At 59.3% G+C, this 26,905-nt stretch carries 19 protein-coding genes; 7 read left to right on the top strand and 12 right to left on the bottom strand.

Annotation, left to right across the window (positions count from 1 at the left end; all coding sequences use genetic code 11):
* The first annotated feature begins 1 nt into the window (after nt 1).
* Complete coding sequence (locus EM858_RS03705; protein WP_127755847.1) at nt 2-631, top strand: glutathione S-transferase N-terminal domain-containing protein; 630 nt, start codon at nt 2-4, stop codon at nt 629-631.
* Here the strand turns inward: EM858_RS03705 and EM858_RS03700 are convergent.
* On the bottom strand, nt 628-2,463 hold the full coding sequence (locus tag EM858_RS03700; protein WP_127755846.1) for an ABC transporter ATP-binding protein: 1,836 nt from the start codon (nt 2,461-2,463) through the stop codon (nt 628-630). The genes EM858_RS03705 and EM858_RS03700 overlap by 4 nt on opposite strands.
* Before the next feature lie 203 nt (nt 2,464-2,666).
* Nucleotides 2,667-3,863, bottom strand: a complete 1,197-nt coding sequence (locus EM858_RS03695) for an aminotransferase class V-fold PLP-dependent enzyme (RefSeq protein ID WP_127755845.1) — start codon at nt 3,861-3,863, stop codon at nt 2,667-2,669.
* 87 nt (nt 3,864-3,950) lie between these two features.
* On the opposite strand from EM858_RS03695, the gene EM858_RS03690 reads away from it, so the two are divergent.
* Complete coding sequence (locus EM858_RS03690; RefSeq protein WP_164865293.1) at nt 3,951-4,787, top strand: IclR family transcriptional regulator; 837 nt, start codon at nt 3,951-3,953, stop codon at nt 4,785-4,787.
* A 6-nt stretch (nt 4,788-4,793) separates the two neighbouring features.
* Here the strand turns inward: EM858_RS03690 and EM858_RS03685 are convergent, their stop codons facing one another.
* The 5 genes from EM858_RS03685 to EM858_RS03665 form a co-directional block, all read right to left on the bottom strand.
* Nucleotides 4,794-5,288: a RidA family protein gene (locus EM858_RS03685; protein WP_020011822.1), complete on the bottom strand. Its 495-nt coding sequence runs from the start codon at nt 5,286-5,288 to the stop codon at nt 4,794-4,796.
* 79 nt (nt 5,289-5,367) lie between these two features.
* Nucleotides 5,368-6,591 (bottom strand): amidohydrolase/deacetylase family metallohydrolase, encoded by a 1,224-nt coding sequence (locus EM858_RS03680; RefSeq protein ID WP_127755844.1) that lies wholly within the window; start codon nt 6,589-6,591, stop codon nt 5,368-5,370.
* 1 nt (nt 6,592) lies between these two features.
* Nucleotides 6,593-7,468 (bottom strand): ABC transporter permease, encoded by an 876-nt coding sequence (locus EM858_RS03675; protein WP_065117645.1) that lies wholly within the window; start codon nt 7,466-7,468, stop codon nt 6,593-6,595.
* The gene (locus EM858_RS03670; RefSeq protein ID WP_164865292.1) at nt 7,468-8,409 is read right to left on the bottom strand and encodes an ABC transporter permease; all 942 of its coding nucleotides are present in this window, start codon (nt 8,407-8,409) and stop codon (nt 7,468-7,470) included. Before EM858_RS03670 ends, EM858_RS03675 begins: the two co-directional genes overlap by 1 nt.
* A gap of 209 nt (nt 8,410-8,618) precedes the next feature.
* A complete protein-coding gene (locus EM858_RS03665; protein ID WP_127755843.1) occupies nt 8,619-10,145 on the bottom strand; it encodes an ABC transporter substrate-binding protein in 1,527 nt (508 codons plus the stop codon).
* Between the two features lie 503 nt (nt 10,146-10,648).
* On the opposite strand from EM858_RS03665, the gene EM858_RS03655 reads away from it, so the two are divergent.
* The 5 genes from EM858_RS03655 (at nt 10,649) to EM858_RS03635 (ending at nt 19,252) form a co-directional block, all read left to right on the top strand.
* Entirely contained in the window at nt 10,649-11,773 is a 1,125-nt protein-coding gene (locus EM858_RS03655) for a glycosyltransferase family 4 protein (protein WP_127755842.1), read from the top strand.
* A 55-nt stretch (nt 11,774-11,828) separates the two neighbouring features.
* The gene (locus EM858_RS03650) at nt 11,829-12,836 is read left to right on the top strand and encodes an acyltransferase family protein (protein WP_127755841.1); all 1,008 of its coding nucleotides are present in this window, start codon (nt 11,829-11,831) and stop codon (nt 12,834-12,836) included.
* Between the two features lie 516 nt (nt 12,837-13,352).
* A complete protein-coding gene (locus EM858_RS03645) occupies nt 13,353-14,549 on the top strand; it encodes a polysaccharide biosynthesis/export family protein (protein WP_003519875.1) in 1,197 nt (398 codons plus the stop codon).
* A gap of 288 nt (nt 14,550-14,837) precedes the next feature.
* Complete coding sequence (locus tag EM858_RS03640; protein ID WP_127755840.1) at nt 14,838-16,115, top strand: efflux RND transporter periplasmic adaptor subunit; 1,278 nt, start codon at nt 14,838-14,840, stop codon at nt 16,113-16,115.
* Nucleotides 16,112-19,252, top strand: coding sequence for an efflux RND transporter permease subunit (locus tag EM858_RS03635; protein WP_127755839.1), 3,141 nt, complete (start codon nt 16,112-16,114; stop codon nt 19,250-19,252). Before EM858_RS03640 ends, EM858_RS03635 begins: the two co-directional genes overlap by 4 nt.
* A gap of 34 nt (nt 19,253-19,286) precedes the next feature.
* Here EM858_RS03635 and EM858_RS03630 read toward each other — a convergent pair whose 3' ends face one another.
* The 5 genes from EM858_RS03630 to EM858_RS03610 form a co-directional block, all read right to left on the bottom strand.
* Nucleotides 19,287-19,868 carry an invasion associated locus B family protein gene (locus EM858_RS03630; protein ID WP_127755838.1) on the bottom strand — a complete coding sequence of 194 codons (582 nt, stop codon included), beginning with the start codon at nt 19,866-19,868 and terminating at the stop codon, nt 19,287-19,289.
* Complete coding sequence (locus EM858_RS03625) at nt 19,868-24,004, bottom strand: autotransporter domain-containing protein (RefSeq protein ID WP_127755837.1); 4,137 nt, start codon at nt 24,002-24,004, stop codon at nt 19,868-19,870. Before EM858_RS03625 ends, EM858_RS03630 begins: the two co-directional genes overlap by 1 nt.
* Nucleotides 24,005-24,237: 233 nt before the next feature.
* Nucleotides 24,238-24,762: a flavin reductase family protein gene (locus EM858_RS03620; protein WP_003519878.1), complete on the bottom strand. Its 525-nt coding sequence runs from the start codon at nt 24,760-24,762 to the stop codon at nt 24,238-24,240.
* Nucleotides 24,762-25,655 carry an aldo/keto reductase family oxidoreductase gene (locus EM858_RS03615; RefSeq protein ID WP_127755836.1) on the bottom strand — a complete coding sequence of 298 codons (894 nt, stop codon included), beginning with the start codon at nt 25,653-25,655 and terminating at the stop codon, nt 24,762-24,764. The genes EM858_RS03620 and EM858_RS03615 overlap by 1 nt, the downstream gene beginning before the upstream one ends.
* Nucleotides 25,655-26,812: an LLM class flavin-dependent oxidoreductase gene (locus EM858_RS03610; RefSeq protein ID WP_127755835.1), complete on the bottom strand. Its 1,158-nt coding sequence runs from the start codon at nt 26,810-26,812 to the stop codon at nt 25,655-25,657. The genes EM858_RS03615 and EM858_RS03610 overlap by 1 nt, the downstream gene beginning before the upstream one ends.
* Nucleotides 26,813-26,905 lie beyond the last annotated feature (93 nt).

Below are 26,905 nucleotides of genomic sequence, written 5' to 3'. Positions count from 1 at the left end.
CATGATCGACCTTTACACCTGGATCACGCCGAACGGCCTCAAAATCTCGGTCGCGCTGGAAGAACTCGGCCTGCCCTATCGCAGCCACGCCATCGACATCGAAAAAGGCGAGCAGTTCGCAGCCGATTATATCCGCGTCAATCCCGGCTCGAAAATTCCGGCAATCATCGACAATGACAACGGCACCGTCCTGACGGAATCAAACGCGATCCTCCTCTATCTCGCCGAAAAGGCAGACCGGCTTCTGCCCGCCTCTGGCGCCGAGCGACTGACAGTCACCGAATGGCTGATGTGGCAGGCCGCCAATTTCGGCCCGACACTCGGTTATGCCCATTATTTCCTGACCTATCATGCCGGAGAGGCCCCCTTTGCCGAGGCACGTTTTGCCGCGGATGTGGAGCGCCTCTATCGGACATTGAACGACCGTTTAACGGGGCGGGAATATGTGGCGGGAGATTTTTCCATCGCCGATATCGCCATCTGGCCATGGGTGTCGCGTTTCGCGCGCCACAAAATCAATCTCGATGATTTTCCGGCGGTACAGCGGTGGTATCGCCAGCTTGGACAGCGGGAGAGTTTTAAGCGCGGTTATCGCGTCCCCTTCGCAACGTCGGACGTACCGGGGTTTTAACAGGCGACGAGGTGACCGGGCGAAACCTCGCGATATTCACGCGGCTTGACGACATAATCGACAGCGCGGATCGGGCTTTTCAGCTCGTCATTGGCAGCACCGCGCCTTGTGTTGCGGCGATCCGGGTCCGGCACCGGCACGGCGGCCATCAGCTTGCGGGTATAGTCGTGCTGCGGATTGTCGAAAACGGCAGCACGCGGGCCGATTTCGACGATCTCGCCGAGATACATCACCGCCACCCGGTGGCTGACGCGCTCCACCACTGCCATGTCATGGGATATGAACAGGAAGGCAAGATCGAGGCTTTGCTGCAGATCCAGCATCAGGTTGATGACCTGCGCCTTGATCGAGACATCCAGCGCCGAGACGCTTTCATCGGCGACAATCACCTTCGGCTTCAGCGCCAGCGCGCGGGCAATGCAGATGCGCTGGCGCTGGCCGCCGGAAAACTCGTGCGGGTAACGCGCCGCCATATCGGGCGAGAGGCCGACCTTTTCCAGCATGTCGGCCACCACCTCCTTCGCTTCGCGGGCGCTGCCCATGCGGTGTTCCAGAAATGGTTCGGCAATCGCCGCACCCACCGTCATGCGCGGGTTGAGCGAGGCGAAAGGGTCCTGAAAGATCATCTGCACCGTCTTGCGCATTTCGCGCATGCCCATCTTGTCGAGGGCGAGAATATTCTCGCCGTTTACCACCACCGAACCGGCATCCGGCTCGATCAGCCGCATGATGGCACGACCGGTGGTCGACTTGCCGCAGCCGCTTTCGCCCACCAGCGATAGTGTCTCCCCGGCCCTCAGATCGAAGGACACGTTTTCCACCGCGTGGACGCGGCCGCTGAGCCGTCCCAGCAGGCCGGAGTGGATGTCGAAACGCTTGGTCAGCCCCTCCACCTTCAGCACCGGCTGGGCGCTGGCGTCAACGGTATCGGCCGGACGCGCCGGCTCCTGCGTTTCCCCCGTGGTGGTGTTGACGATGGGAAACCGGAGCGGTCTTTCCTCACCCGTCATCGACCCGAGAACCGGAACGGCGGACAAAAGCGCGCGCGTATAGGGATGTTTGCCGCGATGGAAGATATCCGCCGTCGCGCCGACTTCCACCTGTTCGCCGCGATACATGACGACGGTACGGTCGGCAATCTCAGCCACCACGCCCATGTCATGGGTGATGAACAGGACGGAGGTGCCCTCCTCTTCCTGAAGCGTCTTGATGAGATCGAGGATCTGGCCCTGAATGGTCACATCGAGCGCGGTCGTCGGCTCGTCGGCGATCAGGAGCTTCGGCCGGGACGCAAGCGCCATGGCAATCATCACGCGCTGGCGCATGCCGCCGGAAAAGCGGTGCGGATATTCATCGAAACGCGAGGCGGCGGAGGGTATGCGGACCTTTTCCAGCAGGCGGATCGTCTCGGCCCGCGCATCGGCTTTCGACATCGGCTGATGGCACAGCAGAGCCTCGGAAATCTGGTCGCCGATGGTGAAGAGCGGATTGAGGCTGGTCATCGGCTCCTGAAAGATCATCGCCACCTCATTGCCCCGCACCCGCCGCATGGCGTCCTCGGAAAGCGAGAGCAGGTTGCGACCTCCGAGCAGGATTTCACCCTGCACCCTGCTGCTTTCCCGATCCAGCAGCCGCATGATGGAAAGCGATGTAACGCTTTTGCCCGAACCACTTTCACCGACGATCGCAACCGTCTCACCCGGCCCGACATCAAAGGAAATATCACGCACCACGGGTTTCCAGCCGCCATCCACGTGAAAAGACGTGGTGAGATTGCGGACGGAAAGCACGGCATCTTCGGCACTAAGCGGTGCTGCCTGCGGCATGGTCATGATCGTTCCCTTTTCTTTATTCTGGTTGCAATGCTTGGGCGGGCAGTTACCGCGAGTTTCTTCTCCCCGAGGGGGAGAAGGTGGCCCGAAGGGTCGGATGAGGGGGCAACGCCAGCGATAGACCGCACCCCTGCCCCCTCATCCCGCTGCCGCGGACTTCTCCCCCTCGGGGAGAAGAAAACTGCCGCACCCGCTCGTTCCACTCAGTCCGGCCAGCGCAGCATGCCGTCGAAACGGTGGCGGCTGCGGTCTTCGAACGGTGTGGCGATCACCTCGTTGGAGGCGCGCGCCTTGTCCAGCTCTTCCGCCAGACGGGAAGCCACGATGGTTTCCTGGCCGGGATGCAGGTTGCAGGGGTCGAGATAGAAATAGCGGTGTTCCACCTCGTGATCGCGGGCAATGATCGGTGGGCTGCCTTTGGCGAGCGCCGTCGTCAGGTCCCAGGCGGTGATATGGGCTTCTTCGGCATCGATGATGACGCGCAGCCGGTCGAGCGGGTTGTTGGTCGGGTCGGGCTCGATCAGCGCCGTCACGCCGGGGCGTCCGTCCAGCGTCTTTTTCCAGAGATTAAGATAGCCGGTTTCGCGCTCGCGAATGCCGTCATGATCACGCTTTTCCCAGGCTTCCAGCGCCGCCATGACGCCATAGATGCTTTCCTTGCCGACCTTCATGCCGCGGCCGATGCCCATATTCTGCAGGAAGGCATTTCGCACCAGTTCCTTTTTGCCGGCGACGATGCCGGAAGTGGGACCGCCAAGGAACTTGTGGCCGGAATAGAGGACAACATCCGCGCCCGTCGCCAGAAACAGCTCCAGGTCATATTCGGACGCCGCATCGACGATAACAGGCACGCCCTTGGCGTGGGCAATCTCGACGAATTCGGAAAGGTGCAGCAGACCGTAATTCACTACATGGTGCGACACGACATAGACCGCCGCCGCCGTCTTTTCGGTGATGGCGTTTTCCATGTGGAAACGATGGGTCGATGTCGCCTGGCCGACCAGCACCACCTTGCCGCCGCCGAGGCGGATCGCCTGATCCACCGGCGCGCCATAGCTCACCACATGCCCCATCTGCACCAGAACTTCGTTCTTTTCAGGCGCGACATCGGGCAGCTTTTCGATGGCCAGCAGATTATTGCCGGTAATGGCGCCCGCCACCGCAAGGCTGATGCCGGAGGAGCAGGACGCCGTGACGAAACCAGCCTCGCCGCCCGTCAGCCTTGCAATGATCGCGCTCGCCTTGCGTTGCAGATCATTGATCTCGACGAATTGCGGCAGGATGGCCGCCATGGCCTGAACGGCCTCGGGAACGACAATCGACGCGCCGAGCGAGGTCATGGTGCCCGAGACGTTGATGACCGGGCGAAGGCCGATCCTGCTTCTGATATCCTCGGTCATGTCTTTCTCCTGTCTTTGCGATGCGATAGGCATCGACATATATGCCATAATAATGTAATAGCTTCTCAAAACCATGAGGAGCCAAAATTGGACGCCCATAGACTGGACGAAATGCCTTCAACCGCCGTGTCTCCCACGGAGGAAAATCCGGACGCAAAGACGGCCAAGCGCTCGCGCGTCAGCGGCATCGACCGTGCGCTTCAGGTTATTGATTACCTTTACGAAACCGGATCGCCAGCCGGCGCTTACGCGATTGCCAAGGCGATCAAGGCGCCACTTTCCACCGTCTATGTGATCATTGACGATCTCGTCGAAAAGAACATGCTGGCGCGCAATGCCGATGGCAATATCTGGCTCGGCGCGCGGCTTTACCATTATGGCCTTGCCTATGCCCGCTCGCTGGATTTCATGGGTGTCGCCACCCACGAAATGCACGATCTGTGCCGCCATGCGGGCGAGACCGTACAGCTTTGCGGCCGCGATGGCGACCATATGCTGGTTCTGGCCATGGCCGATGGTCCAAGCCATTTTCAGGTCGCGTCGCGCGTCGGCACCCGTGTTCCCCTGAACTGGACGGCATCCGGCCGCCTGCTCGTCGGCCATCTGCCGGAGGCTGAGCGTGTCGAACTGTTCAAGCGCTGCGCACGCACCTCGCCCACCGGTCGCGCGGAAATCAACCCGGAGACCCTGTCGCAATCGGCAGGCGCCGCTTTCCATGACCGCCTGTCGATACAGGTCGCCGAATCCGATTACGCCGTCGCCTGCATCGCCTCGCCGATCTGCGACAACAGGGGCGAATGCGTTGCGACGATTTCCATCGTGCTGCCGGAACAGAAGGTGCTGGCGGACGAAAGCCATTACACCGAACAGGTCAGGGTCTCGGCAGAACGGATCGAAAAGCTGATGGGCTGGCGCAACCATTAAACGGCCTCACCCCTTGAGCGCGACGATGGCTTCGATCTCAACGGTGATGTTGCCCGGCAATGAGCCGAAACCCACGGCGGAGCGGGCATGTTGTCCCGCATCGCCGAACACATCGATGAAGAGATCGGAGCAGCCATTGATAACGCTCGGGTGATCGCGGAAATCGCTGACGGCATTGACCATGCCGAGCAGCTTGACCACCTTTTTCACCCGCGACAGATCACCCAGCGCCTCATGCATGACGGCAAGCAGATTGATGCCGGTGAGACGCGCATGATTATAGGCCTCTTCCAGCCCGATTTCCGCGCCCACCTTGCCGGCATAGAGATGGCCGTTTTCTTCCCGTGGCCCCTGGCCCGAGAGATAAAGCATGTTGCCTTCCACCACATGGGTGACGAAATTGGCAATTGGCGGCGGCGGCGGCGGCAGGGAGATGCCGAGCGCAGCGAGCCGATCATAGGGCGAAAGGTGCCCTTCTGCATCAAGCGAAGACTGTTTCACGCGAATTCCTCATAATGCCGGGACGGGTATCCCGTAATGTCTGCGGAAGGCGGAGCGTGCCCCGCCATTCCATTCGGGTTCAGCGCCAGGAATAACCATGGCTGTGGCGCACCAGCTTGCGCGCCCTTGGAACATAACGGCTGGCGGCAATCGCTTCCGTGCCGATGACCGCGTAACGCGGCTCGAACAGACGCGTCAGGCGCGCCACATCGCCATTTGAATCGGTCGCTTCCAGATCGGAATCCACGAGATCGAAAATGGTGAAGTCGGCGCGCTGGCCAACATCGAGACGGTTTTCCATATCGAGGCGGATGACGGAGGCCGGATTGCGGGTAACGGCCTCGACGACATTTTCGAAGGGCATATCAACCGATAGCAGCTTCGACATGGTCGTCGCCAGATCCCAGACCGGGAAATTCATCGAATGGCCATGCAAATCCGTCGAGATCGAGAACGGCAACAGGCCGCGTGCAATCGCCGCTTCCGCCACCTTGAAGGAGAAGGAGGCGCCGCCATGGCCGATATCCAGCCGGATGCCTTCACCGGCGCAGCGTTCGGCAAGGTTGAACAGGTCCTCGTCTTCCATGATGCTGGAGCCCGACTTGCCGTTGAAGCAATGGGTCACGACATCACCGGGGCCGAGAATTTCCAGCACCTCGTCATAGAGTGCCGGCGGTTCGCCCACATGCACCATCATCGGCACTTTCAGGATCTTGGCAATCTTCTTGCCGAGCTTGACCGGCGTCACACCCCAGGAGCCGGTGATGACATGGCTCGCCCGCACCTTCAGGCCGACAATATGCTCGCTGTTTTCGGCGTAACATTCGAGAATGCGATCAAGGTCGATATCCTTGATGTCGCGCAGTTCCGGCACCCGGTTGCAGGCAACAAGGCCGATGGAACCAAGATTGAGGAAGGCCTTGATGCGCTCTCTCGAAGGTTCGATGATATATTCGCGGAAACCGTGGAAATTCGCCTCGCCCGCCGAACCGGCATCCACCAGCGTCGTGACGCCGCGTTCCGCCCCGCATTCGGAGGGGCGGATGGAGATATCGGTGCCGCCGTGCCAGATATGCACGTGCAGATCCACCCAGCCGGGCGAGATGAAGGCACCTTTGGCATCGATACGCTGTGCATCCGCAGGCGCCTGCAGGGCAGAGCCTACCGCGGCGATCTTGCCGTCGCCGCCGATCAGAATATCGGTCGAGGCTTGGGACGCCCCCTTTCCGAAACCGACGGGTTTGACATTGGTGAGAAGAATGGGAGCTTGAAGAGGCGTGTTTGCCTGTTCGCCGGACGTCATATTACAAATCCCTTCGCAGTCTTGGGTCGAGCATGTCCCGCAGCCCGTCGCCGACCATTTGCAGCGACAGCACGGAAAGAATGATGGCAAAGCCGGGGAAATAGGTCATCCAGTCAGCCTGACCGATATACTGGCGGCCAGCGGAGATCATGGTTCCCCAGGTGGGAATTTCGGGGCTGACACCGAGCCCCAGAAAGGAAAGGCCCGCCTCGGCCAGCATGGCGCTGGCGAAAAGGAAGGTGCATTGCACAAGGATGGGCGAGACCAGATTGCGCAGCACATGCCGCGTCATGATGTGGAAGGTGGAAATGCCAAGCGCCTTCGCCGCCTCCACATAGGGCAACTCACGGATCACCAGCGTCGAGGCGCGCACGATGCGGGCAAGGCGCGGCGAATAAACGACGGCAAGCGCGATGATGACGGTGGTCAGCGACGGGCCGAGTGCCGCCACCAGCGCAATCGCCAGCAGAATATCCGGAAAGGCCATCATCGCATCGATCAGACGCGCAATCGGCGTATCCAGTTTCTGGAAGAAGCCGGCAAGCAGGCCGAGCGTGATGCCGATCAGCGCCGAAAGCGCCACCACGGCGGCCCCGACCAGAAGTGACAGCCTTCCGGCATAGATGGTGCGGGAAAACACGTCGCGGCCGAACTCGTCGGTGCCGAACCAGTAAATTTCACTCGGTGGCTTCAGACGGTTCACAATCGACAGTTTCGACGGCGAATAAGGCGCAATCATCGGCGCGAAAACGGCAAGCAGCACGAAGACGACGAGAACGATAAGGCCGGCAGCGACCGTCTTGCGCTTCAACAGGCGCCGAATGAACAGGATGGTCGGGTTGCGCGCCGGCGGGGTGGTGGAAACAATATCGGCCATCAGTAACGAACCCTCGGATCGACCAGCAAATAAAGCATGTCGATTGCAAAATTGATGAGCACGTAAAGCCCGGCGATGATGAGAAGCGCGCCCTGAATGACCGGATAATCCCGCCGGAGCACGGCTGAGACGACAAGATTGCCGACACCCGGCAGGCCGAAGACGGTTTCCGTTACCACTGCACCGGAAATCAGCACGGCGGCGGTGAGGCCAAGCACGGTGAGGATGGGAATGAGCGCATTCTTCAGCGCATGTTTCATCACCACCCGGCGCTCCTTGACGCCCTTGGCTCTGGCGGTGCGGACATAATCGTCACCGAGAACATCCAGCATCGAGGCGCGAGTGAAGCGCAGAATGAGCGCGGAGGAAACGAGGCCGAGCGCGATGGCCGGCAAGGTCAGGTGATACATGCGCTCCATGAAGCTGGCACCCGGCCCACCGTAACCCGACACCGGAAACAGATCGAGCCGCACGGCAAAGACCTGCATGAGGATGAGGCCGAGCCAGAAACTCGGAATGCTCGCCGCAAGCATTGCAATGGTGGTCGCGGCCTGATCCACGAAGGAACCGCGCCGGTAAGCGGCGTAGATGCCGATGGGCAGCGCGATGACACTGGCAATCAGCAGCGAAAAGATCGTCAGGAAGAAGGTCGGTTCCGCCCGGTCCAGCAGTGCCGATCCAACCGGCATGTTGAGGAAGATCGACTGACCAAGATCGCCCTTCAGCAATTGGCCGATATAATAGACATATTGCACGCCGAGCGACTGGTCGAGGCCAAGCCGGGTGCGCAGCTCCGCAATATCCTGCGCCGAGGCATCCGGCCCCAGCATCACGGCGGCCGGATCTCCGGGAGTGACGCGCAGGATGACGAAAACGATGGTGACGACGAGGAACATCACCACGATCATTCCTGCAAGTCTCTGGAAAATATACCGTATCACGTATCAAGGCTCCGAAGCGGGTGATAGGCCGCGACCAGGCGACGGTTGAGTTGGTTTACGTAAATGCCGACCGCATTTTTCCGTCATGCCGGATTAGATCCGGCATCCAGCCACCACGCGTCCGCGTGGTGAGAGAGTCTCTTGCGATCAAGGACTTGATCGCGCTGGACCCCGGCTCAAGGCCGGGGTGACGGCATGCGGTGCCGGTCTTATTTCGTAACCGAAGCGTTCCAGAAGTAAGGCCATGGAGCCGGATCGACACCATCAAGCTTGTTGGACTTGGCCGCCACGGCATTGAAGTCGCCGATCTTGATGAGCGGCAGCTCGTCATAGATCGTTTTCTGCACATTGGCCCAGAGCGCGATACGCTTGTCCGGATCGGCTTCCGAGGTGAAGGCGTCAACCGCGGCCTTGCGCGCCGGCGTATCCCACCAGCCCGGCGAGCCGGTGGAGAGCGCGCCGATCAGCGCCGGCTCCGGCAGGAAGGGGCTGTGGGTGATGTAGATATCCCAGAGCTTCGGGTCGGCGCGGCGCTGCGTCAGCGTCGCCCAGTCCACCACCTGCATATCCACCTTGAAACCGGCAAGTTTCAGATATTCCGCCGCGACCTGCGCCATCTTGTAGTGGAACTCATACTGGCGGCTGGTGAGGATGCGCAGCGGCTCGCCGTTGTAACCGGCCGCCTTCAGTTTTTCGGCGGCGGCTTCCGGATTGCCGAGATTATAATTGCCCTCGACGCCCTCTTCCGAATGCCAGGAGAAATTATCGGGATAATAGGCGCCATCGAGCGCATAGAAATCCGTACTGCCGAAAGCGGCTGCCAGCATGTCTTCCATGTTCAGCGCTTCGGTCACCGCCTTGCGGACCTCCAGCTTGGAAGAAAGCCCCTCCTTCGTGTTGAATACGAAGACCGGATAACCGAAAGGCTTCAGCATCATCGGCTGCGAGGCCGACGAGGACTTCACCTTGTCGAAGGATTCCACCGGAATGGAATCGACATAGTCATATTGCCCGGAAACGGCGGCTTCGACGCGGGTATTCGGATCAGGCACCGGGACGAAGCGGATTTCATCGAGATATTGATGGCGCGCGCCGCCATAACCGTCGCTTTCGCCATCGCGGGACTTGTAGCCATCGAAGCGGACGAGCTGGATATACTGGTCGGCCTTGCGTTCCTTCAGCATATAGGGGCCGGTGCCGATAAATTCGGCCATCGGCTCCGCCTGCTTTTCAGCCGGCAGGATGATGGCGGCGGAATTGTTGAAGGCGAGCAGCGAAGCGAGCGGCGCATAGGGCTGCTTGAGGGCGATCGTCACCGTTCCGGCATCCGGCGCGGAGATATTGTCGATAAAGCCGGCTGCCTGCTTGCCGCGCGAGGCGACCTTCATCCAGCGGCCGAGCGAGGCGACGACATCTTCCGAGGTCATGTCGCTACCGTCATGGAACTTGATGCCCTGCCTGAGCTTGATCGTGTAAGTTTTGCCATCCGCACTGATCTCGGGCAGGCTTTCCGCCAGAAGCGGCGTCACCTTCCAGCCCTTGTCGAAGGTATAGAGCGTTTCGAAAATATGCTGCGTGACGATGCCGACGAGATCGGCGGTAGACGCCATGGGATCGAGCGTCGGCGGCTCGCCGATCGTGGCGACGTTGATGACGCCGCCCTTCTCCGCAGCCATCATTACACCGGGCGCCAACATCAAAGCGGCGGTGGCGAGAAATGCAAGTTTACGTCTCATGGTCAAGCTCCCAGCTTTTATGTGTTCCATTATTATGTTATATGCATCTTTATAAAAGAATATCTCGATAAGACGGCTTGTCAATGACAATGCGGCACGATGATGGGTTTCCATGATCGGCGAAACGCAAGACAGGTCTTTGCGAAAGAAGGCGGCATCGTTTAAGGCAATGAAAAAACGGGAGTTTCGCCAAAAATACGGCGCGCCGTGACATCCATCTCTTCCGGCTGGGAGAGAGGGAATGACGACCGGATTTTGACTGCAAAGGAAGAAAAGGAATTAAGGAGGTTGGATATTTCGCATTTGCGAACAAAGTGCTATTAAAGAGCGGACTAACGCTAGGCCACCACAGACATACCCGCACATTCTTATTAATCGTTACGTTATTTGACGCCGCCAGCCGTGTTTTCAAGGGCTGCAGACAGACCTGATATTCTACACCGCCAAACTTTATTCCATGGCGGAACATTAATTTTTATTACGTTGAAATTATTGAGGAAATTATGAAGACGGCAATCGTGCATGACTGGCTCACCGACAGAGGCGGGGCCGAAAAAGTGCTTCACAACCTTCTTGAAATTTACCCTCACGCGGATCTGTACTGCCTTGTCGATTTCATGAGCGAGCGCGACAGGGGGTTTCTCGGCGGCCGTCCCGTCAATACCTCCTTCATCCAGAAGCTGCCTTTCGCCCGGAAAAAATACCGCTCCTATCTGCCGCTGATGCCGCTCGCCATCGAACAGTTCGATCTGAGCGGCTACGACCTCGTTATTTCCTCGAGCTATGCGGTCGCCAAGGGCGTCATCACCGGCCCGGGCCAGTTTCACGTCTCCTATATCCATAGCCCCATCCGCTACGCCTGGGACCTGCAACACCAGTATCTTAAGGAAACCAGGATGACGCGCGGCTTCACCTCATGGATCGCGCGCGCCATTCTTCACTATATCCGCATGTGGGACATCCGCACCGCCAACGGCGTCGACCTGATGACGGTCAACTCCAAATTCATCCGTAACCGGGTGCGCAAATGTTATGGCCGCGATTCCACCGTGATCTATCCGCCGGTGGACACCTCCCATCTTTCCCCGTCCGAGCTTAAGGGTGACTATTTCGTCACGGCGTCGCGGCTCGTGCCCTACAAGAAAGTGCACCTGATCGTGGAAGCCTTTGCAAAGATGCCCGACAAACGGCTGGTCGTCATCGGCGACGGGCCGGACATGAAACGCATCCGCGAAATCGCCACGCCGAATGTCGAAATCCTCGGTTTCGTCGGCAATGAAGAGCTTCACAAATACATGGCCGAGGCCAAGGCCTTCGTTTTTGCGGCAGAAGACGATTTCGGCATCGTGCCCGTCGAATCCCAGGCGCTCGGCACACCGGTCATCGCCTATGGCAAGGGCGGCGTGCTGGAAACCGTCGTTCCGCTCGGCGCCTCCAACCATCCAACCGGCCTTTATTTCGGTGAGCAGACACCGGAGGCGATCTGCGCCGCCGTACAGGAGTTCGTCGACAATTCCGACCGCTTCGACAAGAACGCCTGCATCAACAATGCCGCCCGCTTCTCACGGGAGCGTTTCCTGCGGGAGTTCGCGGATACCGTGAATTTCGCACTGGCTGAGCGGGCGTAATTAAGAAATGCCTTCGGCCCACATCTACACATGAAAGCTTTCATTGAGTGCTTGGATGAAACCTAAGAATCCGCGTGACTATAGTTATGATGTCGCCAAAGGTCTGTGTATAATCCTTGTTGTTTTCGGCCACGCGGAAAGAGGCCTAAATGGCTCTGTCGCGCCGCCGCACTTCAGCCTTATGGGCTTCGCCGACTATGCAATTTACACCTTCCATATGCCGTTTTTTTTCTTCGTGTCGGGACTGTTCTTCTCTGGACCGGATACCGCACCTAGGGATTTTTTCGCCAAGATCGCAAAAAATATCGCTTATCCCTATCTATTCTGGTCAGTCCTGCATGGCAGCCTGATGGTGGTGATGGGGCATTTGGGTCTTACAAACACGACCATCGATTTTACCAGAGTCCTGGAAATCCTGTGGAGCCCGATAAGCCCCTTCTGGTTTCTTTACTCACTATTTTTCTGCCAACTTGCCTCTCATGCATTCGCCTGGGTGCCTGCCCTCGTCCGAGCGGCATTCGCACTTATTCTGTTCGTTTTCTTCTATCTGCAGGGCCAACAGGTCCCATGGGACATTGCGTACGGCTTGATCTATTTCACACTCGGCGTTCTCGCAAAACAATACGGCTTTCAGCAGAAGAGATACACGATGCCCTCATTTCTCGCGCTTCTGGCAGCCTTTGCGATTTCCACCTATGTCTCGTGGCAAATTGAAATCCCCGAACGGTTTCCTTTCTTATCGGCGACCCTCGGCATAGTCTTGATGATCGCAATTTCGCAGGCACTCGTTATTCGCGAAAGCCCTATTTCATTGATGTTTAAGACACTCGGCCAGTTGTCCGTTGGAATTTATGTGATGCATATCATCGCCATCGGTTTTGGCCGGGCTGTCGCGGTCAAGTTGTTTCATGTAACGGACATAGCGAGCCTGTTGGCAATTACGACAATCATTGGCGTTGCCCTGCCTGCCATTGTTCAGATGGCAGCAATACGTTTCGGGATACATGAATGGGTGGCTCTGCCCGCTTCGGCATATCGCCGACATACTCCCAGTGCTGCATAGCAGTCGAAGGGTCTGACGAATAGCGTGGACGCGAACCTAGCGAGAGTTAAAGAACGACTTGGAGTCGCGGGCAGGCTCTTTATTTCAGAAGCATTTATACTGAAATAGGAAAAATTATTTTACAAAACAAATGATTAGGATTCACGTAAGCCCACAGCAAAAGAAACCGCGCAAGCGTGACAAAACTGCACTAGCGCAATGCAGCAATCAAAGAGATTATGGCAGCCAACTGAATATTGAAGCGTAACAATACTGACACCGTCAGGGGACTTGAACATCGTGCCGCGCCCGGAATTTTTCGGCGCAGTTGAGCGATGATGAACTTGAAGCATCGTCTGAAATTGGGCATATGCCTGATAGGGGACGTAAACATCCCGGGATGCGATTCCGCTGAACGGATGTAATGCCGGTTTGGATTTCCTTTACCGGTGTCATTTATGAAGTGCTTATTTTTAAAAACTTATACGATGTCCGGATTATTTCTGCTTTTCGGACGGAATTCATTTCGAGGACCAAATGCGTTTATTGAATGTTTCGATTCTGCTTGCCTCTGCAGCACTGGCGGGTTGCACGGTTACTGCGGCCTCCGGCCCAGATGCAGCTTCGATCGAATCTAACGCTTCCGTGAAATTCGCCTCCAAGGACAAGCAGAAAACCGCCGGTGTCGACTACGCGCTGCTCGACATCAACAGCTCCGTCCTCAATTACGTCGGCGACACCACAACCACCACCCTGCTCGGCAGTTTCGGCGGCGGCAAGGGCGGTGTTCCGGCGCTGCCGATGGGCGTTGGCGACGTGGTGCAGGTCGCGATCTTCGAAAGCCAGGCCGGCGGCCTGTTCATTCCGAACGACGCGGGCAGCCGTCCCGGCAACTTCATCAGCCTGCCGAACCAGACCGTGGACCGGGAAGGCAATATCAGCGTTCCCTATGCGGGCAAGATCCGCGCCACCGGCCGCAACGTCGAGGATGTGCAGAGCGAAATCGAGGAACGGCTCGCCAACCGCGCCATCGAGCCGCAGGTTCTCATCACCAAGATTTCCAGCCGCTCCGCACAGGCCTCCGTGCTGGGCGACGTCAAGGAGCCGACGAAGGTTCAGCTTTCGGAAGCGGGCGATCGGGTTCTCGACGTCATCTCCTATGCAAAGGGCCTCAGCGCCCCGAATATCGAATCCTATGTCACGCTGATCCGCCGCGGCAAGACTGCCCGCGTCAACTATAACCACCTCGTCAGCACGCCGTCCGAAAACATCTATGTGGTTCCGGGCGACACGATCATGGTGGAGCGTGAACGCCGCACCTACCTTGCCTTCGGCGCTTCGGGCCTCAACGGACGTTTCGAGTTCGAGGATGCCGATCTCAAGCTTTCGGATGCACTGGGCAAAGCGGGTGGACTGCTCGATTCCCGTGCCGATCCGGCTCAGGTCTATGTCTATCGTATCGTCAAGCGCGATCTTCTCGTGAAGCTCGGCATCAATACGTCGAAGTTCCCCGGACAGGACGTTCCGGTCATCTTCCGCGCCAATCTGCGCGATCCGTCGACCTTCTTCGCCGCCACGAAGTTCCCGATGCAGGATCGCGACATCATCTATGTCACCAACTCGCAGGCCACCGAACTTTACAAGTTCCTGGATCTCGTCGGCTCCGTACCGGCAACGACCGGCAATGTCGCCGAGGACGTGCTTGCGACCCGCAACGCCATCCGGGCCTTCTAATCGGAAGCTTTTCGCCGTTCATCCCAAAGCCGCCCCGGAAACGAGGCGGCTTTTTTCTTGGCCGGAACCCGCGGCGAACGGGAACATGGCAAGCATTGCCTGGGGCATGAACCGAAATCGTCTGCCTCCTGAAAGGCAAGGGATATAGTGACGGTCATTGTCGCCGCCATTACAAAAGTTTAAGGTGATTTCGCAGCGCATTGGGTGTCTTGTGGGGGAAAGCTGCTCCCAAGGCTTACCGCACATGTTCGGGAAACATGTATCGCTCTCATTACGCGGAATCGTCAGATGAAACGTTTCTGGACCGCTCTCAGCGTTCTTGCCATCGCAGCCGCCGGTGCCTGGTATTTCAAGGACCGCCTGCCGCTCGATCAAGTCGCCTATCTCAAGCAATTTGCCAGCGTATCTCCCAGGGCCGACGCCGAAACGGCGACGCAGTCCTCCCAAAGCGGCCAACCAGCCCGGCAGCAGGGACAAAGACAGGGTGGAGGGCGGCGCAATGGCGGGCCACCCACCGTCAGCACCATCGCCGTCGGCAAGGCGACGCTGCCGATGGATGCAACGGCGACGGGCTGGGCGGTTGCGGCCGACATCACCAATATCGCGCCGCTTCAGGCCGGCCTTGTCATGGAAATCGAGGCGAAGGACGGTCAGCATATCAAGGCGGGCGACCTTATCCTCAAGATGGATGACCGCATCGCCCGCGCCGCTGTCGACAAGGACAAGGCCAATATCGCCGCCGATCAGGCAACGCTGGAGCAGACGGAGGCCGCCTTCCAGCGCGCCGCCAATCTCGTCAAGCAGAGCGCGGAATCCCAGCAGGTGCTGGATCAGGCAAGGGCGGCGCGGGATAGCGCCAGCGCCAAGATCGATGCCGACAAGGCAACGCTTGCCTCCGACCAGGTGACGCTTGAACATATGGAAATACGTGCCCCCTTCGATGGGCGGCTCGGCGATATCAGCGTCAGCCCCGGCGCCTATCTCAGCGCCGGCGTCAATATCGTGACGATCACCAAATACGATCCGATTTCTGTCAGTTTCCGGCTCTCCCAGCGCTATCTGCCGCAATTGCGCGAAGGCGTGGCGAAGGATACCGCAGTCGATGTCGACCCCGCGGCGACGGGTGGCGAACCGATGAGCGGCGTGCTGCGGTTCTACGACAATACGGTGGATCAGACCTCCGGCACCGTGCTGGCCAAGGCGGAATTCAAGAACGATCGCGGTCTTTTATGGCCCGGCCAGTCCGTCAATGTCACCGCGCACTTCGTTTCGGACGATGAAATGATCGTCGTGCCGACGGTCGCCGTGCGGCCGGGGCCGAAGGGCAATTTCGTCTATACCGTCGATAGCGAGCATCATGCCCATATGACACCGGTGGAAGTCGCCCGCTCGAATGGCGATCTTACCGCCATCGCAAGCGGTCTCAATGGCGGCGAGCACGTGATTATCGAGGGTCAATCCGAACTTGCCGACGGCCAGTTCGTGGTCGAGCAATTTTCCGACAAGGGCGGCGCGGCCGGCAATCTGGCCGCCAATATTCCGCAGGAAAAGGTTGGCGGCCAATGATCCCGAATTTTTGCATCAACCGGCCCGTCGCCACCACGCTTCTCGCCATCGGCCTGGTGCTGGCCGGGCTTGCCGGCTTCCGCCTGCTGCCCGTCGCCGCCCTGCCGAAGGTGGATTTCCCGACGATCAACGTTTCCTCGTCGCTCTCGGGCGCCTCGCCGCAAACTATGGCCACATCGGTCACCACACCGCTGGTCAAGCAGTTCGAGACCATTCCCGGCGTCAGCGAAATCAGCGCCACCAATACGCTCGGCAACAGCTCGATCGTGCTGCAATTCGATCTCAACCGCGATATCGATGCAGCGGCGGCCGATGTGCAGGCCGCGATTTCGCGCGCGCAGCGGCAATTGCCAAGCAACATGACGACAACGCCAAGCTATCGCAAGACCAACCCGGCCGATGCGCCGGTGCTCCTGCTGGCCGTCAACAGCAAGGAAATGCCGACCAGCAAGGTCGACGAAATCGCAGAGAACATCATTTCTCCGCTTCTTTCCACCATATCGGGCGTCGCGCAGGTGAGCATCTATGGCGCGCAGACCTATGCCGTGCGTATAGGGCTCGATCCGGCCCAGCTTCAGGCAAGAGGGCTTGGCGTCGACACCGTCACCACCGCCATCGCCCAGGCGAATAATCAGGTGCCCGTCGGGGCGTTGCAGAACGACAATCAGCGCCTGACGATCGAGGCCGATACCCAGCGCACCAATGCGGCCGCCTTCCGCTCGCTGGTCGTCTCGACGAATAATGGCGCACCGATCCATCTCGGCGATATCGCCAATGTCACCGACAGCATCGACAACACCAATGCAGGCAGCTGGTTCGACGGTGAACAGGCCATCGTTCTCGCCGTGCAGCGCCAGCCGGACGCCAATACGGTCGACGTCGTGGACGCCATCAAGGCCAAGCTGCCGGCGCTTCACCAGCAATTGCCGCCTTCGGTCAATATCAACGTCATGAATGACGCCTCGACTGCCATCAAGGACGCGATTTCGGACGTTCAGTTCACGCTGTTTCTCACCATCGGGCTGGTGGTTGCGGTCATCTATCTCTTCACCGGACACCTGACGGCGACCATCATTCCCGGCCTTGCCGTGCCTCTGTCTCTCATCACCGCCTTCGGCATGATGTATGTTCTGGGCTACAGCATCGACAATATCTCGCTGCTCGGCCTCACACTTTCGGTGGGGCTGGTGGTGGACGACGCCATCGTCATGCTGGAAAACATTCTGCGCCTGCATAAAAAAGGCCTGCCCATGCGTGAAGCGGCCCTTCAGGGCGCGGCGGAGGTCAGCAGCACCATTCTCTCCATGTCCGTCTCGCTGGTTGCAGTCTTCATTCCCATCCTGTTGATGGGCGGCGTTATCGGCAGGCTCTTCAACGAGTTCGGCATGGTCGTCACGCTCGCGATCATGGCCTCGGCGCTGGTGTCGCTGACGGTGACGCCAATGCTCGCTTCGCGCCTCTCCGGCCACTCCTCCCGGCCGCCCGCCATCATCCGCTGGTTCGATGCGGGTTTCGAGCGCACGCTTCGTGGTTATGGCCGCGCCGTCGGCTGGTGCCTTTCCCATCGCCGCATCGTTTTGACATCGTTTCTCGCCTCGGTCGCGGCATCGCTCTATCTCTTCGAAACCCTGCCCTCAAGCTTTTTCCCCCAGGAAGATATTGGCCGTCTTTCGGTCTCCACACAGGCGCGTGAGGATATTTCCTATACGGCGATGCGCGATCTGCAGGCCCAGGTCGCCGATCAAATCCGCAAGAATCCGGCCGTGGTACACGTCACCTCCATTGTCGGCGGCAATTCCCGCAATCCGCTGAACAACGGCTCGGTGTTCGTGGAGCTGAAGCCCAAGGAAGAGCGCGCGCCGCTGAGCCAGGTGCTGTCAGAACTGGGGCAGGCCACATCGAAAGTGGCCGGCATCCGCACCTATATCAATCCGCAGCAGAGCCTGCGTTTCGGCGGGCGCAGTTCCGCCAGCCAATACCAACTCGTCGTTCAGGGTCTGAATGCCGACACGACCAATGAATGGTCGAACAAGCTGATGGAGGCGATGCGCCGCGACCACACCTTCACCTCCGTCACCTCAGATGCCCAGAACGGCGCGATCGCCGCGACGATTTCCGTCGATCCGGAAAAAGCTGCCGCCTTCGGCATCACCAATGACCAGTTGCGCAAGACGCTGGAAATGTCTTTTGGCGGTTATACGGCGGCACAGATTCAGTCGACCGGCGACAGCTACGACGTGATTGTGGAATTCGACAGTTCGAAACCGTGGAATGATGATTTCCTCAGCGATATCAATATTCTTTCGGCGAAATCGGGTGTTCTGGTTCCGCTTTCAAACTTCGCCACCCTCACCCGCACGCAGGCGCCTGTTACTATCAACCAGACGGGCCAGCTCGTCTCCACCACCATCTCCTTCAACCTGCCGGATGGCGTGGCGCTTTCCGATGCCACAAGCCGGATCGATCAGATCAAGAGCACGATAGGCCTGCCGCAGGATGTCTTCACCAGCTATGGCGGCACAGCGGCGATCTTCCAGCAGAGCCAGGGCAATACCGGCATCCTCATTCTGGCGGCGGTGCTGACCATCTATGTGGTGCTTGGCGTTCTCTACGAAAGCTTTATCCACCCGCTGACCATTCTTTCCGGCCTGCCGGCCGCCGCCTTCGGCGCGCTGGTGGCGCTGAAGGTGATGGGCATGGATTTCTCGATCATCGCGCTGATCGGCCTGCTGATGCTGATCGGCATCGTCAAGAAAAACGCGATCATGATGATCGATGTCGCGGTGGAACTGATGCGCGAAAAGGCGGAACCGCCGGCAACCGCCATTCACGAAGCCTGCGTTCGCCGGTTCCGGCCGATCATGATGACGACCTTCTGCGCGCTACTGGGTGCATTGCCCATCGCGCTCGGTTCGGGCGCAAGTTCGGAACTGCGCCAGCCGCTCGGCATCGCCGTGGTCGGCGGCCTCATCGTCTCGCAATTGCTGACGCTGTTCATCACGCCTGTCATCTTCGTGGAAATGGACCGGTTCGGCCGGTTCCTCACCGGGCTGTTTTCCCGCCGGAAAACAGCGGAAAAACACGCCGAACCGCAAAAGCCGGAAGGGACAGGCGAACCGGACTCCGTTGCCGCCTAAGGCATCTCACGTAAACATGTCAAACAAAGAGGTTCTAACGCAGGCTTTCGAGGCGCTTCAGCGCCTCGCCAAAGCCCTTTGCCTGCAATTGAAACGACACCGTGCGGCCTTGCAGATCGGGAGCCTCCACCGTCAGGGTCTGTTCCGCCTTCAGCGCCGAAACAAGCTCGATGAAAGGCGTAAAAGACACGATGCAGCCGACCGGCAGGCAGGTGCTGACCTGTACCTCCTGCAAGCGGACATTTCCGGATTTCACCGCGAAAAGCTTGGTGACGGCCAGACCGAAAGGCAGGACCATGGTGCCGGAAAGCTTGTCTGGCGTTGCGGCATTGTCAAGCCGGAACTCGACGGAAACGACCAGCTTGCGCGTTTTTTCCTCAAGCTGGACCTGCGCGATGGCGCAGAGGGGCTTCACCTTTTCCGCTATGGACGGCGCGGCCTCGGCGCCGTCTTTTTTGGCGGGTGCGGCGCAGGCAAGCTGCCAGCTTCCGTGAACCTCGTGCAATGGCGCTGGTGGCTTCGCTGCCTCTTGCGCGCCCGCGCCGCCTGCCGCGACGGCGACGCAAAAAAGAACCGCGAGCGCCGCTTTCGCAAAGCGATTTCGAGTATGTATCATCAGAAACGAACTCCGAGCTCTGCGACAGCGGTTTGATCCAGCACATCGGCTGCAAAAACCGCGCCATAACGGAATGTCAAGGTAGCCGAGGAATTGAGATCGTAGCTCAGCCCGAGATTCAATATCGCCGCATCGCGCGTCATCGCCGCACTGGCAACAGCAAAGGCGCTGCCGCCCTGATAAGACAAAATACTCTCCACCGCCGGATCGCCATAGGCGTGACGCCAACCGAGGTCGAATGTCGCGCGACCATTCACGCCTTCAACGGAAATATCGCGGCTGACGCGCGCACCGAGCGTCGAATAGAGCTGATTGTGACTTGCGGAACCGGATGAAACGGCCGCAACGCCGTTCTTTTCGCTGAAGGCGTCGGTATGCGTCTGCACGTAGCCGATATTGGCGTAGGGCTCGATGCGGGTGAGATCGACATCGAAACGCCAGGCGGCTTCGGCGAAGACCTGCGTGGTGGAGGCGTCATAGCTCGTGGTCAGTTCTTCCCTCAAGGTTGAAAAGGCAATGCCCCGGCGGGTTTCGATATCCTGAAAGGCATGGATCGCTCCGAAGCGCAGCGATGCCGGGCCAACCGACCCACCGGCATAGGCGGCCATATAGTAGCTGTCCACATCGGCCGTGGCGGCAAGGCCGCCCTGGCGGACGGTATCGCGGCCGAAACCGGCGGCGAGGCCCGTGCGCCAGCCGTTATCCCAATCTCCATCGACGCCGAAAAGTCCGCCGCCGCCCCTGATATCGACCGAAGGACCGCGGCTATCGCCATCGAGACGACCGCGCGAGCCAAAACCGCTGGACCAGAAGGCAAGCGAACCTTCGTCGATAGTCTGCGATTCCCTTCCGAGGATCTGGCGCGCATCGATACCGTCGAAAGCACTGCGCATCCTGTCGAGAATAACGTCGCGCGTCAGCTGGCTGCGGTTTATCAACGCCATTGCAAGCGATGGATGGAGTTCGCCGGTCAGCTGCGAGAAGGCGGATTGAGTTTCACCCTGTTGAAGAAACACCGCTGCCTCATAAAGCGGCGAGGCTTCCCCAAGCGCCTCAACAGCATTGGCTGCACTCGCGCTCTCGGGCGAAGCCCCGCCGACAAATAGCCCGGGCTCTGGCGAAGCCCGCGTGAAAGAAAGATAAGCTGCCCCGTTGTCGGTGCTCTTCGTCACGCTCACAGTCAAATAGGCGAAGCTTTCGCTTATGCCGGAAAATGCGCCGGAAATGCCATTCGTCGCTGTCAGGATCGTATATTGGGTGCCGAGACTATAGGCCGAATGGCTGGAAAGCGGCGTGACGACGAGACTGACATCACTGTCGATGGTAACGGCGCCATTGACGGCCAGCCTGTCGGAGTTGCCGTCCGCATCGATTTCAACGGCATAACGCGCACCGCTGAGGAATCTTACATCGCCGGTGGAGGTTAGCGTGCCGATAGAATTACCGGGCGAAAGCGCGCCGCCGGAAGCGACTATCAGGCCGCCGATGGTGCCGGAACCACCCAGCGTCGCACCGCTGCCGACGGAAACCGGGCTTGCAAGCGAGCCGTTAACGCTGAGTTTGCCCGACGAAACTTCGGTGACGCCGGTATAGGTGCTGTTTCCGGTCAGGACCAGATTGCCGCCCCCGGTCTTTTCGAGGGCGCCAGTACCGCTGACGATGTTCGACAGCGTGCCGGCCCCGTCCAAGACGAGTTGCGCATTGTTGACGATCTCTCCGGGGCCGAAACTTTTTGCGGTTCCCGTCAGCGTGCCGGCAGAAACCGTCGTGCCGCCAGAATAGCTGCTGTCTCGGATAAGAACCAGATTACCGTTACCCGTCTTTTCAAACGAGCCGGAACCGCTGACAAGATTGGAAAGCGTGCCCGCTCCATCCACGACGAGCTCAGCATTATTGGCGATCTCGCCTGAGCCGAAACTCGTGGCTGTGCCTTTCAACGTCCCGCCCGAAACGATGGTGCCGCCGGAATAACTATTGTGCCCGGAGAGCGTCGTCACCCCGTTTTCGGCGCGGATATGGCCCGTCCCGGAAATATCGGCGGATAATACATAATTCGTCTCGGAATGGTTGAAAACGATGCGACCGTCCCCCGCGCCAAAAACGATCGCCCCGGCCCTGATCTCTCCAGCCGAATAGGCCGACTGCCCGGCAGCGCCGCCGATGTTCAGAACGCCTGTCGAGCCTGCCCGGGAAGCGATCTCGATGGTCGTGGCGGCGAGCGAGGCTCCGCCCGTCACCCCCACGTTGCCGCCGCCGTCATAACCGATGACAAGAGTGTCACCGATCTCGACATGCGATCCCATGCCGTTCACATATAATGCACCGCTTGAGCCTGCCTGCGTGCCTGCATAAAGCCGATAGGCATCCAACGACGCGCCGTCGAACACCGACACGCTGCCGTCTCCCTCATAACCGATATCCATGTAGCCGGAATAGGCGAGATTATTGTCGACCCGAACGCTGACGTTGGAGTCATCGCCATCGACCGTCATTATGCCGGAGGAACCCGCCAGATAGCCTAACCTGATCTGCCCTGCCCGGATGCCGGCGCCGGCGCTGACCGAAACGTCGCCCTCTGTACCGCTCTCGTATCCGACGACCAGGGCTTTGGCCACCGTCCAGGTCGAGCCGCCGCCGTCGACCGTCACGGAAGAAGACGAACCGGTGCGCGTCGCGACATAAACGGTCTCGCTGGTGACAGCGCCGCCCGTATGAACCCTCAGCGAGCCGCCTCCGACATCGCCCACATAGAGATCGCCGGCATTAAAAGCGCTTTCGGAACCGGAAACAGCGATGGAGCCGCTGCTACCGGCATTTCTCGCGATGACCGTGTCGGCGGCATTGACGATCCCGCCGTTCGCCACCGTCAGCGAGCCCCTACCGTCAAGGCCAACATCGAGACCGCCATTGCCGACCGTCCAGACCGAGCCGCTGCCATCCACGGTGACCTCGCCCGTCGCGCCCGCAACGTTGCCGAGACGCGCGGCGGCGCTTTCAACCGTGCCGCCCGTCTTGATTTGAAGCGCGCCAGAAGCCCCACTCCCGGTCGTATCCAACGTTTTGCCGCCGATCTGCAAATGGCCTGTCGTCCATTTGGTGTCGCCATCGGCTACGACGACGATAGACGCCGAACGGCGGCCGATGATCGCGGCACCGCTGGTGACGGTCGCCGCCGTGCCGACCAGCATGGTTAGGTTCCCCTCATTGCCGACAACCAGTGTTCCTTCGGTTTTAAGCGAGGAACCGGCGCCACCTATCGTGAACCCACTTATACTCGATGACTGCAGATCAGCGATGATCGTATCGCCGCGGCTCGCGACCGTCCCGCCTCCGGCGATGGTGAACGATGCCGCACCGCCACCACCGACAACCATGTCTCCGGAAACCGCCAGGCTGCTGCCCTGCCCTTCCACAGACACGGTTCCCATGGAGCCGGCCTCCTTGGCAACCACCAGTGCACCGGTGTCAAGACGGCTTGCGCCCCGCACTTCCAGCACTCCCAAACTCCCGCCACCGAACGGAAGCGCACTAGCGCCATATCCAACAAAAACCGTGCCGGAATTCTCAAGACTGGAAGAATTGTCCAACACGAACAGGCCATTGGCTGTCTCTTTCTCAGCGACGTAGATATTTCCGCCGGACTTGGCCGAGCTTCCGCTGAGAACAAGTTCGCCCCGCCCATTTTTGCCCACCGAAATATCGTGCTCATTCTGCCATTTGCCACCCGAAAAAAAGCGCAGGGTGCCGGTGACATCAGGCTGAGCGCCCAAGTCGGTGTAAAATGTCGACAGGTCGCCATTGACCGACATTGTTCCATCGGTATTGGGGCCGACAGACAGCCGATAAATCTCGGGTTTTGTCCCGGCGGCGATCGCCGGACCTGCGGAATCGATGGTGACATTGTCATCCGGCAGGGGCACGCGACCATAGGAAATCCAGTTGCCTGGGATAAACCAGTTCCCCCCTGCACCACCTCCCCAGACTATCGTATCGGCCAGTACCGACGGGGCGATTGCAAAAGAAAGCACAAGGGCGAAAGGGCTTAAGGAACGTTTTCCCCAGCCGCCGAGTGCGACCGTTGCCCTTGAGCCGGCCCTCCGCGGTTTTACCCTGTTACGGCAGAAACAACCGGACATTCAACCTCCCCCTACCGGCTTCTCTTTCCACCACGCACGATCGGCGAATCATTTTACGACCAAATCAATTAGCCCATTTTGAGAAAACATTGTCAGCAAAAACAGAACAAATCGTATCTATACTGACGATGAAAAGAAAAAACGGAGAACGCCGGGCGTTCTCCGTAAAACAATTGAAATATTTAAACAAGAATATGCTTTTCAAGCACTCGATAAAATACTATCGAATTTTCCTATTGCCGCGAAAATCGGCCAAAGGCTCCGCCCGAAAAGCACAACGGGTCCCCGTCGCGATGGGCGGCGCGCAGCACCTCGCCAACGATGATGGTGTGGTCGCCCGCATCGTGGGACGCCGCCTGCCGGCATTCGAAACGGGCAAGCGTGCCGGGAATGACGGGAACGCCCTCGTCATTCATTTCCCAGTCGAGATCGTCGAAAGCGCGGCCGTTGCGGGTGAAGCGGGCACTCAGCACATCCTGATCGGCGCTCAGCACATGGATGGCGAAATGGGTGGCACCGCTGAAAGCCTGATAACGCGACGAGCTTTTGGCCGGCGACCAGAGGACCAGCGGCGGATCGAGCGACACGGACGCAAAACTGTTGACCGTCATGCCGATCGGCCCTTCCGGCGTCGTGGCGGTCACCACCGTTACGCCTGTCGTGAAAGCGCCGAGCGCATTGCGGAAGCTGCGGCTGTTTTCGCCGCCGGGAACGAATACATGCTCATTGGGCATTTTGATCGCCTCTGCCACTGTCATCACGGCACCTCTTTTCCAATCGCAAGGGTGTAGAGTTCGAACCACGTCTGGCGGTCCATCGTCACGCGAAGCGCATCGGCCGCCGTTCTGATACGCTCGATATTGTTGGTGCCGAGCACCGGCACGATCTTTGCCGGATGGCGCAGCAGCCAGGCAATCGCAACAGCCGTCGCATCAACGCCCTGCTCCTTGCCGATGCGCTGCAGGGCGGCCATTGTGCCGCCATGAGCACCGGAGAACAGCGAGCCGCCGCCGAGCGGCGACCATGCCATTGGCGAGATGCGCTTTTCCTGCAGGAAAGCGAGATCGCCATTGGTAAAACAATCCGTCGCGAGAAGGCTCATCTCGATCTGGTTGGTCACGAGCCGGTTGCTCATCGCCGATTGCAGCAGGGAGAAATCCCACGGACGGAAGTTGGAGACGCCGACGGCCTTGACCTTGCCGGATGCCACCAGCGCATCGAGCGCCTTGCCGGTTTCTTCCGCATCGATCAACGGATCGGGACGGTGAATGAGCAGCAGGTCGACGTGATCCGTCCCCATGTCGCGAAGCGACGCCTCGACCGAGGCGTTGATGTGGCCGGCCGTCGTGTCGTAATGTTTGACGCGGGCGGCGGCGTGACGTCCGGCGGGTGCAACGATGCCGCATTTGGTGACGATTTCTATTCTGTCGCGCAGCCCCGGAGCGGCTTTCAGGCCGGCACCCAGAATGGCTTCCGCCGTGTATCCGCCGTAAATATCGGCCTGATCCATGGTCGTGATGCCCTGCGCGAGGCAAGCCTCGATCTTGGCCTGCACATGGGCGGGCGAGGTATCGGCATCGTCGCCGATGCGCCACATGCCGTAGACGATGCGGCTGAGTTCGAGTTTGTCGGAAAGAGCGATGCGTTCCATCAGTGGCGTTCCCCGTTGCCGAGCGGCGTGGCAGGCGTTTCAGAAGGTACCCGGCCGTAAGCATGCGGCAGGGAGCAGGTTTTCATCTGCGGCAGAACCTTGGTGCCGAAGTGTTCCGCCTCATCAATATGCGGATAGCCGGAAAGAATGAAGGCGCGAATGCCCATCTTCTGGTATTCCTCCAGCGTCGACAGAACCTGATCCGTCGAACCGACGAGAGCCGCGCCGCAGCCGGAGCGCGCCCGACCGATGCCGGTCCACAGATTGGGCTCGACATAACCGAACTTGTCGGCGAGCTCGCGGGCACGCGCCTGATGCGACACGCCGAGCGAGCCGCTGTCATGCGCGCGGTTGCGGATCAGTTGCCCATATTCGTCATCGAGCTTCGAGACAAGATGTTCGGCATATTCGCGGGCTTCCTGTTCGGTATCGCGCACCACCATGTGGACGCGCAGGCCGTAATCCAGCGTGCGGCCATGGGCAGCGGCGCGCTCATTTGCGGCACGCATGCGGTCTGCAAGCTGGTCCTTCGTCTCAGGCCACATCAGATAGACGTCACATTGCGCGCCGCAGAGTTCCAGCGCATCCGGCGAGTAACCACCGAAATAAAGGAGCGGTCCGCCATTCTGCTGATAGGGTCTTGCCGGCTCGGTGGAGACGCCCTTGAACTGGTAGATTTCACCGTCATGGTCGATGGTGTCGCGCGTCCAGGCCTGACGCAGGATCTCAACGACCTCGTGGCTGCGCTTGTAGCGAAACGCGCTATCGGCCACTTCTCCGGGAAAATCGGAGCTGATGACGTTGAGCGTCAGGCGGCCCTTCAGCATGTGGTCGAGCGTCGCCACCGTACGCGCCAGCATGATCGGCTGCATCTCGCCGCAGCGGATGGCAGCAAGAAAATTGATGCGGTCGCTGATCGGCGCACAGCCGGCGACGAAGCTCAGCGTATCCTGCCCCACCTGATAGGAAGAGGGGCAGAGAATGTTGCGGAAGCCGAGTTCTTCGGCCTTTTTGACGATATCGGAGCAATGCTCGAAACTGGAACGCAGGCTGCCATCCGGCACGCCAAGATAGGCGTAGTCATCGGAACACAAAGCGGAAAACCAGGAGACCTCGGCAGCATCGAGATCAGCGGATGTAACGGGTACGACGGTCATGCAATTCCTCCTCAGGGCCGCTCTCGTTTTTCTTGCATAACATCAAGAAATATGTAAATCAATGATGTATCAATTTTTGTTTCGGGGGAGGAA

Source organism: Agrobacterium sp. CNPSo 2736 (assembly GCF_004005385.1).
Classification (GTDB): domain Bacteria; phylum Pseudomonadota; class Alphaproteobacteria; order Rhizobiales; family Rhizobiaceae; genus Agrobacterium; species Agrobacterium leguminum.
The sequence above is the reverse complement of the archived record's forward strand: the minus strand, read 5'-3'. Positions and strand labels throughout refer to the sequence as shown.

What these genes read in the sequence shown, in the direction of transcription:
- EM858_RS03705 (WP_127755847.1), top strand. Translation starts at nt 2, where the DNA reads ATGATCGACCTTTACACCTGGATCACGCCGAACGGCCTCAAAATCTCG.
- EM858_RS03650 (WP_127755841.1), top strand. Translation starts at nt 11,829, where the DNA reads ATGAAACCTAAGAATCCGCGTGACTATAGTTATGATGTCGCCAAAGGT.
- EM858_RS03630 (WP_127755838.1), bottom strand. Translation starts at nt 19,868, where the DNA reads ATGATACATACTCGAAATCGCTTTGCGAAAGCGGCGCTCGCGGTTCTT.
- EM858_RS03680 (WP_127755844.1), bottom strand. Translation starts at nt 6,591, where the DNA reads ATGACGTCCGGCGAACAGGCAAACACGCCTCTTCAAGCTCCCATTCTT.
- EM858_RS03625 (WP_127755837.1), bottom strand. Translation starts at nt 24,004, where the DNA reads ATGTCCGGTTGTTTCTGCCGTAACAGGGTAAAACCGCGGAGGGCCGGC.
- EM858_RS03665 (WP_127755843.1), bottom strand. Translation starts at nt 10,145, where the DNA reads ATGAGACGTAAACTTGCATTTCTCGCCACCGCCGCTTTGATGTTGGCG.
- EM858_RS03640 (WP_127755840.1), top strand. Translation starts at nt 14,838, where the DNA reads ATGAAACGTTTCTGGACCGCTCTCAGCGTTCTTGCCATCGCAGCCGCC.
- EM858_RS03620 (WP_003519878.1), bottom strand. Translation starts at nt 24,762, where the DNA reads ATGACAGTGGCAGAGGCGATCAAAATGCCCAATGAGCATGTATTCGTT.
- EM858_RS03635 (WP_127755839.1), top strand. Translation starts at nt 16,112, where the DNA reads ATGATCCCGAATTTTTGCATCAACCGGCCCGTCGCCACCACGCTTCTC.
- EM858_RS03610 (WP_127755835.1), bottom strand. Translation starts at nt 26,812, where the DNA reads ATGACCGTCGTACCCGTTACATCCGCTGATCTCGATGCTGCCGAGGTC.
- EM858_RS03645 (WP_003519875.1), top strand. Translation starts at nt 13,353, where the DNA reads ATGCGTTTATTGAATGTTTCGATTCTGCTTGCCTCTGCAGCACTGGCG.
- EM858_RS03675 (WP_065117645.1), bottom strand. Translation starts at nt 7,468, where the DNA reads ATGGCCGATATTGTTTCCACCACCCCGCCGGCGCGCAACCCGACCATC.
- EM858_RS03615 (WP_127755836.1), bottom strand. Translation starts at nt 25,655, where the DNA reads ATGGAACGCATCGCTCTTTCCGACAAACTCGAACTCAGCCGCATCGTC.
- EM858_RS03655 (WP_127755842.1), top strand. Translation starts at nt 10,649, where the DNA reads ATGAAGACGGCAATCGTGCATGACTGGCTCACCGACAGAGGCGGGGCC.
- EM858_RS03700 (WP_127755846.1), bottom strand. Translation starts at nt 2,463, where the DNA reads ATGACCATGCCGCAGGCAGCACCGCTTAGTGCCGAAGATGCCGTGCTT.
- EM858_RS03695 (WP_127755845.1), bottom strand. Translation starts at nt 3,863, where the DNA reads ATGACCGAGGATATCAGAAGCAGGATCGGCCTTCGCCCGGTCATCAAC.